The organism is Thermodesulfovibrio sp. TK500a, from assembly GCF_055381765.1.
On record NZ_AP041606.1, the window covers coordinates 1,284,157 to 1,301,099 of the forward strand.

Consider the following 16,943-nt stretch of genomic DNA (forward strand, 5'->3'; position numbering starts at 1 on the left):
TGCCAACCCGCCAATGGCAGGTGATATTTATTATATTTTATCTTTTCTTCTCTTCATCTTCAAGAACTATAATGAGCACTTCAATAGGGCTTGTATTATTCTTTTCTGCAATCTGTCTAAGAGTATCCTTTTCATTAGCATATAAGCCTTTGCTTTTGAGTTTTGTCAGTGCTTTCTGAACAATTACACCGTTTTCTTCGCTTATCTGCTTTAATGTTTTCCTTCCAAGCCCCTTTCCTTCAAATTCTGTTATTATTTCCTCTTTTGTCCATTTTGTATCTTTGCTTTTTTCAGCACCCTTAGAGCTTTCCTTAATGGGTGTTGATTTTGAGATATCAGTCGATAGGGTGCCTTCAAGGGATTTTAGAACCTCGTAAACTTCCTTCGGACTTATTCCGTTATTTTTAGCAATAACTCCAAGACTTTCTTTGGTTGAAGAGATTTTAATGTTTTTAGTCCTAAGAATTTCCAATGCTTTATTTAAATCTATGTTTCTTCTTTTTGAAAATTCCTCAAGAGAGAGTAGTTCTGCATGCCCGTAGGGTGGTTCATAATCGGGAGATTTTATCCAAGCATTTTTAAGATAATCAGAAAACTCTATAAGCAGGCTGAAAGGTGGAAAGGGTTTTATAGAGCTGATAAGGCTTAAAATTACGAAAATAAATACTATGGCAAGCTCTTTTTTCAGATTCATAGCCTTTTTCACTTTGCTGTAAATGTAATTTAAGAGCACATTCCAGTTGTAGTAAATGTGGAAAAAGGCAGTAATCATAAAGACGATGCAAAATATTATATGCATGTTAGTCCAGTCAGTCTTTGTAAGCCCGAGGAACTTCCAATTAATCCAGTAGGCAATTCTTCCCTGCGGTGTAAAGTAAAGAACAACTCCTGAAACAAAGGCAAACAAAAAAGAAAAAGCCGTAAGCAAACTTACAAATCCTCTCGTGTTAATAAACTTTGCCACCTTTTCCCTCCTTTAATACATTTATATAATTCCCCTCTCTTTCATACTAAAATATCTCCCATTTCCGATGATTATGTGGTCGAGAATGGGGATTTCGAGGATTTCTGAGGCTTTTTTAAGTTTTTTTGTTATATCAATGTCTTGCTCACTTGGAGATGGGTCTCCGCTTGGATGGTTGTGGATAAGAATTAATGCATAGGCAGACTCTTTGATTGCCTCTTTAAACACTTCTCTTGGATGGATTAGGGACTGATTTAGGGTGCCTTCGGAGACTTTGACTTCTCTTATAAGACGAAGTTTGGTGTCAAGAAGTAAAGTTATAAATACCTCTTTTTTTAGTCCATTTAGTTTTGGAGCGAAGTATCTGAAAACGGTCTCGGCAGAGTTAAAGACTTGCTCAAAGGCTTTCTCTGAAAGGACTCTTCTACCGAGTTCAAAGGCTGCTTTTATCTGGGCAATTTTGGCTAAACCAAGTCCTTTAAATTTTTTTAGCTCTCCCACTGATGCTTCATCAAGTCCTCTTAGACCTCCAAAGTGCTGAATTAATTCGATAGCTGTGTTTACTACAGTTTTTCCATTTGAACCAGTTCTAAGAATTATGGCAAGAAGTTGAGCATCGCTTAAACTCTGTGCACCCTCTTTAATAAGTCTCTCACGAGGTCTTTCAGTTTTAGGCCATTCTTTTACAGAGCTCATTTTATTCCAGCACCAGCATTGACCTCTCTGTCAAGTGTTAGAATAGAGAGTTTCCCGTCTCTACCAGTTGCTGCGAGAAGCATTCCCTGAGACTCCACACCCATAAGTTTTGCCGGTTTTAAATTTGATAACACGACAATTGACTTACCGATGAGTTCTTCAGGAGCATACTGCTCGCCAATTCCAGCAACAATCTGCCTTTCTTCGCCAATGTCTACGATAAGTCTTATTAATTTCTTTGAACCTTTAATTTTTTCAGCGCTTAAAACCTTCCCAACTTTTAACTTTATCTTCATAAAGTCTTCAATGCTTATGAGTTCATCACTTTTCGCTTCTTCCATCTTTGCTTTATCCTCCTCTTTCTTTATCTCCAATCTCGGAAAGAGCTGATCTATTTTTTGAGTTTTTATCTCTCCGAGAGTTACTTCCCATTTTATCATTCTGTTTTCCATTTCATATCCACTCAGTCCGAGGGCTTTCCATATTTTCTGAGCAGTCTCAGGCATGAAAGGCATTAAGAACAAGGAAGTTAATCTTAGGGCATTCCAGACATTGAAAAGAATTATCTTTACTCTATCTTTGTGCTCTTTTACTAATTTCCAAGGTTCAGTTTTAGCTATGTAGTTGTTGGTAAGAGATATGGCATGCCAGAGCTTTTCAAGGACTAAGTTTAATTTGAATTGATTCCATAGAATTTCGTTGTCAATCTCATTGATGGTGTTTATGAAAGAGTTAACAAATTCAATGTCAAGGGGATTCTCTGATTTTGCTTCGCTTAGCCTCGTAATGACCTCACCACTTAAGTATTTTTCATTCATGGCAAGGAATCGGTTTAGAAGGTTTCCGAGGTCGTTTGCAAGATCATTGTTTATTCTTCTTACTAATGCCTCTTCAGAAAAATCTCCATCAAGTCCAAAGGATACTTCTCTGAAAAGAAAATACCTAAAAGCATCTACTCCGTATTTTTCTATTATCTCCCAGGGATTTACAACATTTCCTAAAGATTTTGACATCTTCCTACCTTCAACAGTCCACCAACCGTGGGCAAAAATGTTTCTTGGAAGGGGAAGTTCAAGTGCCATGAGCATAGTAGACCAGTAAACTGCATGGGTTGTAAGAATGTCCTTTCCTATTAAGTGATGGTCTGGGGGCCACCACTCTGTATCTTCTGGAGCAAGATATTTGAGGGCAGAGTAATAATTTAACAATGCATCAAACCAGACATAGGTTGTATATTCTTCATCGAAGGGGAGAGGTATTCCCCATTCAAGTCTCTGTCTTGGTCGGGAGATACAGAGGTCACCAAGGGGTTTGCTTTTAAGAAAGCCGAGAACCTCATTTTTTCTTGTTTCAGGCAATATGAATTCAGGATTTTTCTCAATGTAATCTATCAAGGCATTCTGATACTTGGACATGAGGAAAAAATAATTCTCCTCCTCAATACACTCCACTTCTCTTCCGCAGTCAGGGCATTTTCCATCTATTAGGTCTTTCTCTGTCCAGAATCTTTCGCAGGGAGTGCAATACATTCCACAGTATTTTCTTTTCTCTATCTCTCCTTTGTCATAGAGGGCTTGGAGAATCTCTCTAACGACCTTTTTGTGTTCTTCATCGGTTGTTCTTATGAAGGCATCATTACTTATGTTAAGGGCTTTCCAGAGGGATTTGAAGTTTTCAACCATGCTGTCAGCATGTTCCTTAGGAGTCTTTCCTCTTTGAATTGCTGCTTTTTCAACTTTCTGCCCGTGTTCGTCTGTTCCAGTAAGGAAGAAAACTTTTTTCCCTTTAAGCTTCATGTATCTGGCAAGGATATCTGCTGCTATAGTTGTATAGGCATGACCTATATGGGGAATATCGTTTACATAATATATTGGAGTGGTGATATAAAAACCTTTATTTTGAGTCATTTTTACCTCCTGTTGACTCATCCATAGAATCCTCATCGGTAGACTTATTTAATATAAAGGAGAATTTTTTAAATTCCGGCTCTCTTTCTTCCTGGGCAACAATTTCTTCATCAATAATTTCCTCTATTTCACCGTAATATTCATATCTCAGGCAACATTTAAGTCTGCCACATACTCCTGAAAGTTTTGAGACATTTATCACCATTTCTTGGTCTTTTGCCATTTTAAGAGATACGGGTTTGAAAAAACTTATATATCTACGGCAGCATATCTCCATTCCGCATACACCAATCCCTCCAAAATATTTAGCTTCATCTCTCACTCCAATCTGTCTCAGTTCGATTCTGGTTTTGAATTTTGCAGCGAGGTCTTTTACAAGTTCTCTGAAATCTATTCTTCCCTCAGCAGTAAAGTAGAAGATTATTCTTTTTCTATCAAGAGCCGATTCAACAACGAGCAGTTTCATTGGCAGATTTCTCTCTCTTATACGTTCAAGACAAAATTCTTTAGCCTCTTTTTCAAGAATTAGATTTTTCTCAAAATTTGATAAATCTTCTTCCGATGCCAAGCGGATGATAGATTTTAATGTTGCGTCTTCACCTTCCGTTATATTTACAACACTTCCAAGTGTCAGCCCAAAGTCTCCTTCTACAACGACAAAACAACCAGGCTTTATCTCTTCAATACTTTTTAGATATCGATACACTTTACCAAACGGTCTTATCCTTACGTGGACAATTTCAGACATTTATTACTCCCCTTATGATTTTTTCTGTAAAATTCCAGACGATTGCTTTGTTTAAATTTAAATCAATGTTTTTTCTGATTTCCATTAATTTATCGTATAGATTAATTATATTCTCAATCGTAACATTTTCTCTAATTGAGATTTTAAGTGGCATTATATTGTCGTTTTCTCCTGTTATTTTTTCTCTTAAGGCATCTCTCAAAACTATGCAGAAGAAATCAATCCAGAGTTTTACTTCTTCATTATCTTTCCAGGGAGCTTTTTTTATGTTATCTCCTACGGTATCTCCAAACCATTTTACTTCTTTAAGTATGTCTTTTGTCAGATAAAGTCCAGGTCTTCCCATTATTAGCTTGATTATTAGCTCTTTATTTTCACTATCAGGTATTATCTGCTCTATTATATCTTTTGAAAGAGGAGTAAAGTTTATTTTGAAACACCTTGAGACAAGTGGCTCAGGTAAAGACTGGATATTATTACATATAAGAATAATGATAGTGTGAACAGGAGGTTCTTCGAGAGTTTTAAGAAATGCGTTTGCCGAAGCCAAATTCATTTTATGAGCTTCTCTTACTATTACAATCTTATATTTGCTTTCAAGGGGTTTTAGAGATATAAACTCTTCAATTTCTCTTATCATGTTAACTGTAATGGTGTCTTTTTCAGGGCTAATAATTTTTAAATCTGGATGGATTCCTTTGCCTATTTTTACACAAGCAGAACAGATGTCACAGTTTTCAATAAGGAACTTGGAATTCATGCAGTTAAGGGCTTTTGCATAGGATATGGCTGTGCTTGTCTTGCCTAAATATGAATCACCTATGAAAAGAAAGGCATGTGGAATTTTCTCTCTTTTAATAGTTCCTTGCAGAATTTTTAGAGCTTTTGTGTGATTTTTGATAATCCTGTTTTCCATTCCTGAATTTAAAGCCTGAATTTGGTCTTTACCTTTTTGTAAATCTCCTCGCTGACTTCTTCTGCTGCTTTTGTAGCATCTATAACAATGAATCTTTCAGGTTCATTTTTGCATATATCCAGATATCCTTCCCTTACTCTGTTATGAAAATCGATATCTTCTATTTCAAAGCGGTCTCTTTTATTTATTTTTTTATTTCTATTCAATCCAATATGTGCTGGTAAGTCAAGAATAATAGTAAAGTCAGGAGTAAAGTCCTTAAGAATAAGAGTGTTTAGTTTTTTTATCAATTCAATGGATATCTGTCTACCATATCCCTGATAGGCAATTGTTGAATCGGTAAATCGGTCACACAAAACAATTATACCCGCCTCAAGGGCAGGCTTTATTTTTTCTTCAATATGCTGTATTCTGTCAGCAAAATAAAGAAGAAGTTCGCAATTCGGATTAATTGAAAGTGAAGGATTGAGAAGGATTTCTCTAATTTTTCCTCCCACCTGTGTATCGCCAGGTTCAAAGGTCTGAATTACTTTAAGCCCTTCCTTTTTAAATTTTTCAGCTAACAGTCTGACCTGAGTAGTTTTTCCTGCTCCTTCAATACCTTCGAATGTTATAAAAATTCCTCTATTCATTTAATAAATTTTTTAGTAATCTGAGAAGGTAGCAAACTCTTTGGGCAGCGGAAAGCTCCAAAGAGCCCATTCCACAGGATGGAGTAATGAGAGAATTTGTTTTGATTAAAGGAATTTGCTTTGATATCTCGGAAATTTTACTTAACGCTGACTTTATAATTTGGTCATCACTTAGGGAGTATATATCATCTGTAGTTGGAATAAAACCCCACGCTATAAATCCACCGTTCTTGAGAAATTCTTCTATCTGTTCGGTATAAATTTTCAAAAAATCGAAAAAGAAAAAAGCATCGAAACTAAGAATGTCAATGCCTGAAGACATGACTTCTTTCCAGTCTGCTCTGCCACAACAGTGAATACCTGCTTTTGCTCCGTTAGATTTTATGAAATGCACCAGTTCCCTAACTAATCTCATGGCTTCAGTCTGCTCGACGGAGATATAGGCAGAAGTGCCTACTGCCTGCAGTATTGGCTCATCAACAAATATTATAACCTCGTCTGCGAGTTTTTTAAGAAAGTTAATCTGCCACTTCACCTTTGCTTTAAGATGAAGTAAAGATAGTTCTCTCAGAGTTTCATCAAAATATATGAGCCTTCCTTCTTCATCTTTTAAAGATAAGGTAAATGTAAGGGGACCTGTAATCTGTCCTTTAATTACAGATATTTTCTGGTCTTTTAAAGCCTCTGCCAGACTATAAAGACCTGATGAGTATTTTTCGCTTACGGGTTCAAGTGTTTCTTCAGTATAATTGCTCAACCATGTATAAATCTCTTCCTCATTTTTTTTGACAAAGGCCTTATCAGCATCTAAAGTGAATCCCGGAAAACCCTCGGAGAACTGGACAATCATGGATTCACGGACAGATAGCTTTGGAAGCTGCGGCCAGAAAGGAATGTCAAAATGCTCAAGTATAAGTTTGCAAGCATCAGAAGGCTCTCTGTGAGGCATGCTTCCTATGCCCGTTATGCTGAAAGGTGCAAAAGTCATTATTTTTTCGTGCTCCTGATTTTCTTAAGAATCTCTGGATATTCTTTAGTAAACTCAGGAAAAACTCTTTTTAGAAACATCTTAATTGCCTTGATTTCCAGCTCTGTCTCTTCAATAGCTGTAAGTTTTCTATCAATATTTTCAAGCTTCTCTAAGAGACTATTTACACCTTTCTCAATTATGTTGATTTGTTCTTTTAAAGCAATAAAGTCTTTCATTTTTCAAACCTTTAAATTATTTATTTCTTCTCTGTGCTCTCATTTTTCGGCGAAGCTTTCTGTATTTGTGTTTTTTTATCTTTTTTTTCCTCCACTTAAGAACATTACCCACTAAGTTCACCTCCTTCTTTCTCTTTTATGGTTTCCATAAAGGCTTCAAGCCACAATTCGTTTACTGTAGAATTTAGACCGTCAAAAGCAAGGGATACAACGGCAATGTTATAATCTCTCTGTATAAATCTCAATATGGCTGTAACTATAGCGCCGGGCATACATCCAAAGGGCATAGTGTTTATTATTCCACTCACTCCCCTTTTAATCAAATCAATGCTTTTTCCTACACTCAATACAGTTTCTCCTTCAAAACTATCAGGTACATAAGGTGCAGCGTTCCTAAAAAGTTCCTTTGTGGAAGGCTCTTTTAGATTATTTATAAAACCTTTAAACAAAGAGGAAAATCTTTTCTCTACCTTCCACTGGAAAAATTTATTAACAAGAATTTTTATAATAGCAGATTTATCCTTTTTTATCAAGGCTTTTCTTAAAGCAATACTATTTACATAATGAATCCACTCTTCAAGGGGGGTTAAATAAACCTCGGCACCCAGGGATTCGAGCTTTCTTATCAGATTTTCATTAGAGAAGCTGTGGGACCTTACAAATATCTCTCCGACAATGCCTACAAGAGGTTTTCTATTTTTATACATTGGAATATTCTCAAAATCTCTTCTCATATTTTTGATTAAGTTCTCTAAATCTCCGTTTCTGCTTTTTAGTGCATCAGAGATTTTTTGCATATAATATTCGTATACACTATCTGTTTCACCTTTATTCTTTTCATAAGGCCTTGTCTGGAGAATTAATTTTGTGAGCAATCCATAAGCAACAATTCCCTGCCATGCTCGAAGGGAGAATTCGCCTCCAGCAATATTTAAGTCTTTATAGAATTGAGCATCCTGTTGTGGAGAATATACAGGAACATTTTCATATCCTAATTTTTTCAACATAAGTCTGTGCGACACATTATACTGGCCAAATCTGCAGGGCCCTGCTCCAGAGGGCATGAAGAATGCTGTTTTTTCAGGTATAAAATCAGAGGAAAATACTATCTTGAGCATATCTCCTAATGTTACAACATAGGGAAAGCATTCACCCCCTGATACATAACTTTTTCCTAATTCAATGGATTTTTTATCTGAAGGAGGCATTACTTCGGCATCAATTCCGCAGTAATTAAACGCAGCCTTTAATGCAAAGGCATGGTCTGACATTCTTGGGATATATATAACTCTCTTTGAGAGTTCAGAGTTGACATGTTTCAGAAGAGGTATGAATCTCCAATTTTTCTCTAAGCTGCATTCGAGGCGACCTTGTATGCTGTCAATAAATGCCTCCAGTCTTGTTACAGCACCGGCATCTGCACTGTGCTCATCTATCTCAAGTATGAGATATGGATATTCGCCCATTTCATTCTTAAAGTAATTTAAGATGAATGAGTCGGGACCACAAGAGAAGTTTGTTATAAAGAGAGGAAAAACATCTCTGAGTTTTCTAATAAACCGTGTTGCCTTTATTATTTTCTGGCCCGAACGCCAGTAAAGATTGCTCCAATCTTCACGAATGCTTATCTTATCAAGCGGAAGCATATCCATTGGAAGAGGCAGCACGTTCAAACGTGATATTTTAGTTGAAATATCAAGACTTACAGCACTATCAAAAGAGTTATAAGACCGGCCTAAAATAACTACCGTAGCAGTCTGACCTAATTTTCGGTCTTTTGCAGTTTCGAGAAATTTTATTCCTTCCTTCTGAAGAGAATTAATAAACTCTTTTTGCTTTTCTCTTGCCGTGTTTATTTTTAAATCAAGGTTTTTAGTACTAACAAGGCCTTTAAAGGTATTCTTAATTTCTTCTTTTAGATATTCAAAGCCTCGAGAAAAATCAATTCTCGGGATTATTATTTTGACCTCTTTATAAAACCCTTTGCTAACATAAGGAATTGTTTGAACGAGAGGACAGGCAAGCCCTTTTTCATACTCATCGTAGATATTAAGATTAATAAAGCTTGGCATGAAAATAAGGTCAATGCCTCTATCTATGAGTTCTGCTATGTGTCCATAGGCTACTTTAAGGGGGAAACAAGCTTCAGATGGTATCTTTTCAATTCCTTTGTTGATTATTTCTTTATTTGTTTTTCCTGATATTTCAACTTTAAATCCCATTTCCCAGAGAAGACTGCTCCAGAAAGGAAGAAGGTCGTGAAAATAAAAAATATGAGGGATGCCAATTACGGGTGCCTTTCTGTATTTATATTTTTCTTCATACTCTCTGTGTGCTCTCCACAGGAGCTCCTCTCTAATTTTTAATGGGTCAGGTAATTTTGAAGTTTTTGAGTCTTTTTCATACTTTTCACATCTCCCACCGTAAAAGAGATATTTATCCTCATCAGCTAACTTAACCCTGTTTATCTCACAGTAATTTGGACAGCCCTTGCATTCAAAAGAAGATATACTGTAAGACTTTTCCATAAGAGTAAAGCCCTTAAAATTGCTCTCTCCGCTGTTTTTCATTAAATCCCTTGCTATAAGGGACGCTCCAATTGCTCCCATGACTTCATGATGAGGCGGAATTATTAGTTTAATTTTTTTATTTATCTTGCTTTTAAGAAAATTTTCAAAGGCAGACACTACGGCTTTATTGAAAGCAACACCACCCTGAAAGAATATTTTTTCCCCTATGGGCTTTCCTGCTACCACTCGATTAATGTAATTTTCAACGATACTGTAACAGAGTCCTGCAATGAGGTCTTCTTTTTTAGCTCCTCTGTGAAGATTGATTACAAGAGAGTTTTCCATAAAAACAGTGCATCTTTCGCCAAGTCTACAGGGTTTCTGGGAGGAAAATGCAAGCCGCTGAAATTCATCAAGACTTACACCTAATTTATCTGCCTGTTCCTCAATAAAAGAGCCCGTTCCTGCTGCACAGGCTTTATTCATCTCAAAGTCTATGACCTTTCCATCTTTTAGTCTAATGTATTTTGAATCTTGGCCGCCTATTTCAAAAATAGTATCAATGGTGCTGTCAAAATGTAGCGCTCCTCTTGCGTGGGCAGTTATCTCGTTTTTAACAACATCGGAACCAACAAAATCCGCTATCATATAACGGGCAGAGCCTGTGACTCCCACCCCCTTTATTTTAACCGTAGGAAAACTTTCATATATTTCCATTAACCCTTTTTTAACAGCATCAATTGGCTTGCCAGAGGTAAACAGATATTTTTTTGTAATGAGATTTCCCTCTTCGTCAATTAAGACTATGTTAGTGCTTACAGAGCCTACATCAATGCCGAGATAGGCGTTAGCATACTGAACAAAAGAGCAAGAGGTGTGATTGTCTTGCAGTCTGAGTTCTAAAGGCTTAAGAGGGGGAAGGCCGTATTCAATCTCTGATTTTATATCCCTTAACTTTTCAACCATCTCAGTACTCAGTGAAACCTCTGAAGTTTTAGCTTTTATGGCTGCTCCAATTGCTCCCATGACTTCAAAATGCTCGGGAATTAAAAGCTCCTTTATTTTCAGAACTTCTTTAAAAGCTCTTATCATTCCTTTGTTAGCTGCTACACCGCCTTGAAAGGCAACTACTTGCTTCACTTTACGACCTTTAAACATGGTGGCTTTGAAATTCCTTGCTAAAGCAAGGCATAATCCAGCGATTATATCCTCAACAGGTGTAGCAATCTGCTGTAGATGAATCATATCTGATTTAGCAAAGACACTGCATCTTCCTGCTATTTTAGAAGGTTTTTGTGATAAGGTTGCCAGTTCACTGAAATCCTGTATTGTCAATCCAAGTCTTTCTGCCTGTTGTTCAAGGAAAGAGCCTGTGCCAGCAGCACAGATGCTGTTTAGAGAGAAATCCTTTATTCTTCCAGCCTTATCAAAAAAAATTAGCTTAGAGTCTTCTCCGCCAATCTCAATCAGAGTTCTTACTTCTGGATAAAAGAATGCGGTTGCCGTTGCTTGAGATACTATCTCATTTACATATGGTGCTTTTACAGTCTTTGCGATAAACCTTCCCGATACACCGGTAAAACAAATTTTTAGACTACCATATCGGGTTTCTATATCTTTTAGAATATTTGAGACTATCTCTGAAGGACGACCGAGATGTTTCAGATAGAGCTTTTCAATCAGCCTTCCTTCATCATCAATTATTGCTATTTTTGCTGTCTCGCTTCCTACATCTATACCGAGAAAATAATTAGAATCCATACTCGTGCCATCTTTTGTTTACAAGCTCTATAATTTCCTCGGTCTGCCTGATTTCTTCTGGCCAATCTCTGAACATCCCCTCTTCACGGCTTTTACGAGTTGCATCAATTCCCATTTTTCCACCAAATCTTGGCATACTTGAGGCGTGGTCAAGCTCATCAACAGGTCCTTCTGATATTATTACATCTCTACGCCAGTCCACATTATTAAGAACTTTCCAGGCAGTAGTTGATAGGTCTTGTACATCTACATCATGGTCAACGACAATAATCAATTTGGAAAAACTCATCTGTCCCATTCCCCAGAGACCATGAATTATTTTTTTGCCATGTCCCGGATACTGCTTTTTTATAGAAATTATTGCGGCGTTGTGAAAGACACCTTCCATTGGAAGATTCATGTCAACTATCTCGGGAAATTGCATTCTGAGAAGTGGTAAGAATATTCTCTCTGTAGCTTTGCCCATATAACAGTCTTCCATAGGTGGTTTTCCAACGACTGTTGCAGGGTATATGGGATTTTTTCTATGGGTAATGCAGGTTATGTGAAATACGGGAAATTTATCTACAGGAGAGTAAAAACCAGTATGGTCTCCAAAAGGACCTTCATCCCGCAGTTCATTTGGCTCTACATAGCCTTCAAGGACTATCTCGGCGTTTGCAGGCACTTCAATATCGGAAGTGACACATTTAACCATTTCCACAGGAGCTCTTCGTAAAAATCCAGCGAATACCATTTCATCTACTCCGTAAGGGAGAGGCGCTGTGGAAGAGTAGATTACCGCCGGGTCAGAACCAATGGCAACTGCCACAGGCATTCTCATACCACGTTCTTTGTATTTCCTGTAATGACTGGCTCCATCTTTGTGTATGTGCCAGTGCATGCCTGTGGTTTTGCTGTCATAAACATGCATTCTATACATTCCACAGTTTTGCTTTCCTGTTTCAGGGTCTCTTGTAAAAACCATTGGAAAAGTTATAAACCTTCCACCGTCAAGAGGCCATGTTTTAAGTATTGGAATTTGGCTAAGGTCTGGTTCATGGTTTATAACCTCTTGACATGGCGCAGATTTCACCTTTTTAGGTAGATACTTGCCTATTTCAATCAGGTCAAAAATGGCTTTTAATTTATCTTTAAAAGTTTTTGGAGGCGCTTGATTTAAAAGTTTTTCTATTCTTCGGCCAATATCATCAAGACTTTCTACTTCCAGAGAAAGACACATTCTCTCAAAGGAGCCGAATATGTTGGTAACAACGGGAATTTGAGAGCCCTTCACTTTTTCAAAAAATAAGGCCTTTCCTCCTTCCGAAGATTTACACATTCTGTCTGTAATCTCTGCAATCTCAAGCACAGGGTCTACCTCTACCTTTACTCTGTGAAGAAGTCCCTTCTGCTCAAGAAGTTGTAAAAAATCTCTTAAATCCTTGTAGGCCATATAGTTATTATCTCTGCTAAAAAAGTATTATGTCAATCAATGAGGTATTAACTGAAAAATTTTCCAAATAAGCCCTGTTTATGACCTATAAATTGGAGAAATCTCTCTTTATGAAGGATGAGCGGAGTTCCTGAAGATTTCACAACACTTGGAGGAAGCTTATTTTTAAGCGTTTCTGCATCTTTTGACTCATAGATGCTCTTAAGGTCTACGACAAAGTATTTCTCTCCTTCATCTTTCATCTCTTTGAAATCCTTTCTTCTTGTGAGAAATAAAGCCTGCCATTCTTGACTGCCTATTTTGTAGTAGTCTCCACAGGGGCTTTGACTGATAAAATCAGGCCTTTCAAATCCTGCTTTTTCAAACATTTCATTAAATATCTCTCTTGAAAGGAATAGAGGGTCTTCAATGCGGTAAAATTTGTCATCATTTATTCTTTTTACAAATTCACTTAGAAAGTATCTGAAGAGACTGTCATCAACTTTTCCAACTTTTTCTTCGAAATACTTCTCTGCCTTTGCTTTTATTGTTTTGTCCTCTGAAAAGGGTGAGGCAAAATGTAGGTAGTAAATCCTTCTTATTACCTGACTTTCAGCACTGAATCCTACATTTGAAGTGCCTATCAGACAGGGATGTGGTTCAACAAGTGTGTTGGTAAGGGTTTTTATAAGCCTTTCTCCCTCTCCTCTGAAGAAGTTATCGTATATTTCATCAACGAGAATAGGGAATATATTACTCGACGAGAAAATGTCGTATAAGATCCTCTGAGTTTTTATATAGATATCCTTATAATTGAAAACTTCATAGTTATTTCCGAGAAGTTTGTTTATGAACAAAAGTAGTTTTGTCTTGCCAGTATTCGCAAGCCCACCAAGAATTAGAACAATTGGTATCTCTGCAAGTTTTTCATCTCCCCGATGTTTTTTAACCGATTTCCTTATTAGATAAATGAAAGGAGATGTAAATGCAAATAGTATGGCTTCAAAGACTCTTTTAAGAACCTCCTTGTCTTTATAGACAGCAAACTCCCAGTAGGAATTCACAAAGTTCATAAGTTTACTAAGATTAATACGAAGTTCATCCTCTGAGAGGTTTATGGTATATGAAACGGCCTTTTCGTTTTCTTTAATAAAAAACTCTCCAGTGGCAGGATTAAGAGCAAGAAAATTTCTTTTATCAATAATCTCTTGTGTACGCTTGTGAGAAAAAGATACTATTTCTTTAAGCTTTTCCTTAAGAGTGATTAGTTTTTGTTTCGGTTCAAAGGAGTATCCATTTTTTGTTTTCTTTGTTACATGTTCAACGATTTTTTCAATTCGCTCAATTTCCATAGTTTTTCTCTCCAGTCTTTCCTTTTCATCCATTACTTCAACTATCAAGCTTGATGCATCTGCACCGCTTTGAATTTGTCTTTGCACCTTTTCTACAATGCCTTCTGCTCTGTCATCTGGCGTGAATAAAAGAATACTGTCTGCTTTTAGTATTAGATTTTTTAGCTTTTTCTTACTTTTTTCGCTTAAGAAATCGATAGAGTTCTGGTATATTTCTTCAAATCTGTTTAGATAGGTTTTGCAAAACACTGGGTTGTATGAGCTATCATAAGCTACAATCTCTTCGTATTGCCTGTTATTACAGAAAGCAGCATTTGTGAAATTTGCAGAACCTACCATTACCCTTAAATTGCCTGCCTCATCAGAGAGAATGTAAATCTTTGAGTGTATCCTCTCGCCAGCTTTCATATATCTGAGCTCAATTCTGCCACTTGCGAGTGCTTCCAGAACCTCCTGGTCTGCTTCAGCGGAATGGATAAATCTCTCCTCGCAGAGAGGATTAAAAGTGTAGAATTCTCTTGCGGTCTCTTCCTCTCCGAGAATTGCTATGACTTTTTTGAATTTTTTGACTCTCTCAAAGAAAAAATCAGGAGATGAAACATATGTTACAACTCTCAACTGTGTGAAGTTTTCATTCTCAAAAAGTGCAAGGGGTTCTGCTCTGAAAGGTTTGTCATTGTAAAGAACATGCACGTAAGAAGCCTTTTTTGTAAATAAATCCATGAGATATTATAGCATTAAGCGCAATTGTCGCTATGATTTTATGTTGAAAGATTGTAAATTTACCATGTTTAAATGTATTCAAAAATTTGTTTAATTTGTATAATAATTATAAAGGCATTAAAAGAATTTAAAACAACTATAATTTGAAGGAGGACAAACATGCGGAATTTATTAACTTTTTTGACCCTTTCTCTGTTTATTTTATTTTGCCTAAATTTTACTGCCACTGCCGGTGATGAAGATGCCAAGAAATTTGAGCAGTATCGTCAGGCGATAAAAAAGGAGTTCAAAATTGATATAGCCAAATTCAAAGAAAGACTCAAAGGTGGCAAAGCAGATGGCAAAAAAATAACAAAATATGATTTAAATCAGTTGCTTATGGGTATTAAAGTAGAGTTAGAACATACTAATGATAAAATGACAGCTCTTGAAATTGCTACAGACCATCTTGAGGAGTTTCCTGATTATTATACAAGACTTCTCAAAATGGAGGAAGAAGCTGAAAAAGAATTAAAACAAAAGAAGTAAAATCTATATCCTCCTATTTTTTTATGAAATGCTTATTCTCCAGAGAGATAGGAAAAACTATTAGTTTTTTTAGTTTGCTCTGCCTTTTCCTGTATTTCGAAAGTGTTGCCCATGCAAACTCACAGAGAATTGCCGAAAAATGTAATCCCAAAGATTTTTACTGTTTAAGGCTAAATGAATTATTAAAATCTTTAGATTACCAGAGAATATGGAACAACAAGAGAATTGCAGAACTTGAAACTTTAATTGACCACTCTAAATACGAAGGCCTCAATCCAGACCGATACCTAAGAGAGTTAAAAAGAATTAATAGGGACGATGAACTTAGGCTCACAAAAATTCTAATAAAACTGGCCTATCATACCTATTATGGAGTTGTATCTCCAAGCAAAGTATTTGAAAGGTGGGACTTTCCAAGAAAGGAAGACCGAGTTATTAAAACTCTTGCAACTCTTGTTAGAGAAGACAGGCTAAAAGACCTTTTCAAAGAGTTATCGCCAAAACACGAGGGATATCTTCAATTAAAAGAAGAGTTCAGGAAAATTCTTACTTTAGAGGGAAAAGACATAAAGGGAAAAATACAAATTAAAGCCAAGTTAAGATTGGGTGATATGGACGAACAAATCCCTCTTGTCAAGAAGAAACTAAGAATTTTGGGCTTTTTTGATGAGCCAGAGGAATCTCCTTATTTTAATCAAAAACTAAAGCAAGCCATTGAAAATTTTCAGAAAAGGCACAATTTAGAGGTTGATGGAGTTATAGGTAAAAGCACTCTACAGGCTCTTAATATGTCAATTGCCGAACGAGTGCTCAAGATAAAGATAAATCTTGAGAAGTATAGATGGTTACCTGAAGACTTAGGAGAAAGATATATTCTTGTGAATATTCCTTCCTATGAGTTAAAGTTTATTGATAAAGGTAAGACAGTTCTTGAAAGTGCAATAATAGTTGGCAAAAATTACAGAGAAGATTTTAGACCAACACCTTTGCTTTTTAGCAAAATTACTCAGGTTGTTATTAATCCAGAGTGGTATGTACCCCAAAAGATTGCAGCAAAAGATATTCTTCCGAGAATAAAGAAAAATCCTCAATATGCAGTAAAGGATAAAATAAGAATTTATCAGGATAGCAAGGAGATAGACCCACTTGAAGTTGACTGGAGTCAGTACAGTGAAGATAACTTCCCCTTTAAACTCGTTCAAAAATCAGGCAATAGAAATGCTCTTGGCAAAATAAAATTTCACATGCCAAATAATTTTGATGTTTACCTTCACGATACTCCCGATAAAAGACTTTTTAACCACCGAAAAAGAGCTTTCAGTTCAGGTTGTATCAGGGTAGAGAAGGCCTATGATTTAGCAACAGCTCTAATAAAAAATAATACTCTTAAAGAATGGAATGAAGAGAGATTAAAAGAGGTGCTTAAGGCTGATACAACCTATCATATAAATCTGAAAACCCCAATTCCTGTATATATTTTATATTTCACAACGGTTGTTAAAAGTTCGGAACTCATCTTCTTTGATGACCTCTACGACTATGACAAAATAATATCTTCTTGGATTACAAAGGGTAATTAAAAACGA

General features: G+C 36.3%; 14 protein-coding genes. 2 read left to right on the top strand and 12 right to left on the bottom strand.

The genetic code is table 11. The annotated features are described in order from the left end of the window. Window positions 1-37: 37 nt before the first annotated feature. Genes ACZ430_RS06805 through ACZ430_RS06860 form a run of 12 tightly spaced genes read right to left on the bottom strand, consistent with a single transcriptional unit; the run spans window position 38 to window position 14,829 of the window. The gene (locus tag ACZ430_RS06805) at window positions 38-964 is read right to left on the bottom strand and encodes a DUF4405 domain-containing protein (protein ID WP_297209687.1); all 927 of its coding nucleotides are present in this window, start codon (window positions 962-964) and stop codon (window positions 38-40) included. 21 nt (window positions 965-985) lie between these two features. Next, window positions 986-1,660 (bottom strand): RadC family protein, encoded by a 675-nt coding sequence (gene radC / locus ACZ430_RS06810; RefSeq protein WP_297209684.1) that lies wholly within the window; start codon window positions 1,658-1,660, stop codon window positions 986-988. Continuing rightward, the gene (metG, locus tag ACZ430_RS06815; protein ID WP_297209682.1) at window positions 1,657-3,567 is read right to left on the bottom strand and encodes a methionine--tRNA ligase; all 1,911 of its coding nucleotides are present in this window, start codon (window positions 3,565-3,567) and stop codon (window positions 1,657-1,659) included. Before metG ends, radC begins: the two co-directional genes overlap by 4 nt. Next, window positions 3,554-4,315, bottom strand: a complete 762-nt coding sequence (locus tag ACZ430_RS06820) for a PSP1 domain-containing protein (protein WP_297209680.1) — start codon at window positions 4,313-4,315, stop codon at window positions 3,554-3,556. Before ACZ430_RS06820 ends, metG begins: the two co-directional genes overlap by 14 nt. Further along, window positions 4,308-5,231 carry a DNA polymerase III subunit gene (locus tag ACZ430_RS06825; protein WP_297209677.1) on the bottom strand — a complete coding sequence of 308 codons (924 nt, stop codon included), beginning with the start codon at window positions 5,229-5,231 and terminating at the stop codon, window positions 4,308-4,310. Before ACZ430_RS06825 ends, ACZ430_RS06820 begins: the two co-directional genes overlap by 8 nt. Window positions 5,232-5,239: 8 nt before the next feature. Further along, window positions 5,240-5,863 (bottom strand): dTMP kinase, encoded by a 624-nt coding sequence (gene tmk, locus ACZ430_RS06830; protein ID WP_297209675.1) that lies wholly within the window; start codon window positions 5,861-5,863, stop codon window positions 5,240-5,242. Beyond that, on the bottom strand, window positions 5,856-6,851 hold the full coding sequence (locus ACZ430_RS06835; RefSeq protein ID WP_297209672.1) for a uroporphyrinogen decarboxylase/cobalamine-independent methonine synthase family protein: 996 nt from the start codon (window positions 6,849-6,851) through the stop codon (window positions 5,856-5,858). Before ACZ430_RS06835 ends, tmk begins: the two co-directional genes overlap by 8 nt. Next, the gene (locus tag ACZ430_RS06840; protein WP_297209669.1) at window positions 6,851-7,069 is read right to left on the bottom strand and encodes a hypothetical protein; all 219 of its coding nucleotides are present in this window, start codon (window positions 7,067-7,069) and stop codon (window positions 6,851-6,853) included. The genes ACZ430_RS06835 and ACZ430_RS06840 overlap by 1 nt, the downstream gene beginning before the upstream one ends. Window positions 7,070-7,085: 16 nt before the next feature. Continuing rightward, window positions 7,086-7,190 (bottom strand): AURKAIP1/COX24 domain-containing protein, encoded by a 105-nt coding sequence (locus ACZ430_RS06845; protein WP_464910450.1) that lies wholly within the window; start codon window positions 7,188-7,190, stop codon window positions 7,086-7,088. Next, window positions 7,174-11,340, bottom strand: a complete 4,167-nt coding sequence (locus ACZ430_RS06850; protein WP_297209666.1) for an acyl-CoA dehydratase activase — start codon at window positions 11,338-11,340, stop codon at window positions 7,174-7,176. The genes ACZ430_RS06845 and ACZ430_RS06850 overlap by 17 nt, the downstream gene beginning before the upstream one ends. Continuing rightward, window positions 11,330-12,775: a menaquinone biosynthesis decarboxylase gene (locus ACZ430_RS06855; protein WP_297209664.1), complete on the bottom strand. Its 1,446-nt coding sequence runs from the start codon at window positions 12,773-12,775 to the stop codon at window positions 11,330-11,332. The genes ACZ430_RS06850 and ACZ430_RS06855 overlap by 11 nt, the downstream gene beginning before the upstream one ends. 47 nt (window positions 12,776-12,822) lie before the next feature. After that, window positions 12,823-14,829, bottom strand: coding sequence for a phospholipase D family protein (locus tag ACZ430_RS06860; RefSeq protein WP_297209662.1), 2,007 nt, complete (start codon window positions 14,827-14,829; stop codon window positions 12,823-12,825). A 159-nt stretch (window positions 14,830-14,988) separates the two neighbouring features. Here ACZ430_RS06860 and ACZ430_RS06865 point away from each other — a divergent pair, with 159 nt between their 5' ends. Together ACZ430_RS06865 and ACZ430_RS06870 are read left to right on the top strand one after the other, a co-directional pair. After that, window positions 14,989-15,357, top strand: coding sequence for a DUF5661 family protein (locus ACZ430_RS06865; protein WP_297209659.1), 369 nt, complete (start codon window positions 14,989-14,991; stop codon window positions 15,355-15,357). Window positions 15,358-15,431: 74 nt separating this feature from the next. Next, complete coding sequence (locus tag ACZ430_RS06870; RefSeq protein ID WP_464910451.1) at window positions 15,432-16,937, top strand: L,D-transpeptidase family protein; 1,506 nt, start codon at window positions 15,432-15,434, stop codon at window positions 16,935-16,937. Window positions 16,938-16,943: the final 6 nt, after the last annotated feature.

Excerpts from the sequence above, each read along its gene's own strand:
- radC (WP_297209684.1), bottom strand. The coding sequence starts at position 1,660 with ATGAGCTCTGTAAAAGAATGGCCTAAAACTGAAAGACCTCGTGAGAGA.
- metG (WP_297209682.1), bottom strand. The coding sequence starts at position 3,567 with ATGACTCAAAATAAAGGTTTTTATATCACCACTCCAATATATTATGTA.
- ACZ430_RS06820 (WP_297209680.1), bottom strand. The coding sequence starts at position 4,315 with ATGTCTGAAATTGTCCACGTAAGGATAAGACCGTTTGGTAAAGTGTAT.
- ACZ430_RS06825 (WP_297209677.1), bottom strand. The coding sequence starts at position 5,231 with ATGGAAAACAGGATTATCAAAAATCACACAAAAGCTCTAAAAATTCTG.
- tmk (WP_297209675.1), bottom strand. The coding sequence starts at position 5,863 with ATGAATAGAGGAATTTTTATAACATTCGAAGGTATTGAAGGAGCAGGA.
- ACZ430_RS06835 (WP_297209672.1), bottom strand. The coding sequence starts at position 6,851 with ATGACTTTTGCACCTTTCAGCATAACGGGCATAGGAAGCATGCCTCAC.
- ACZ430_RS06840 (WP_297209669.1), bottom strand. The coding sequence starts at position 7,069 with ATGAAAGACTTTATTGCTTTAAAAGAACAAATCAACATAATTGAGAAA.
- ACZ430_RS06850 (WP_297209666.1), bottom strand. The coding sequence starts at position 11,340 with ATGGATTCTAATTATTTTCTCGGTATAGATGTAGGAAGCGAGACAGCA.
- ACZ430_RS06855 (WP_297209664.1), bottom strand. The coding sequence starts at position 12,775 with ATGGCCTACAAGGATTTAAGAGATTTTTTACAACTTCTTGAGCAGAAG.
- ACZ430_RS06860 (WP_297209662.1), bottom strand. The coding sequence starts at position 14,829 with ATGGATTTATTTACAAAAAAGGCTTCTTACGTGCATGTTCTTTACAAT.
- ACZ430_RS06865 (WP_297209659.1), top strand. The coding sequence starts at position 14,989 with ATGCGGAATTTATTAACTTTTTTGACCCTTTCTCTGTTTATTTTATTT.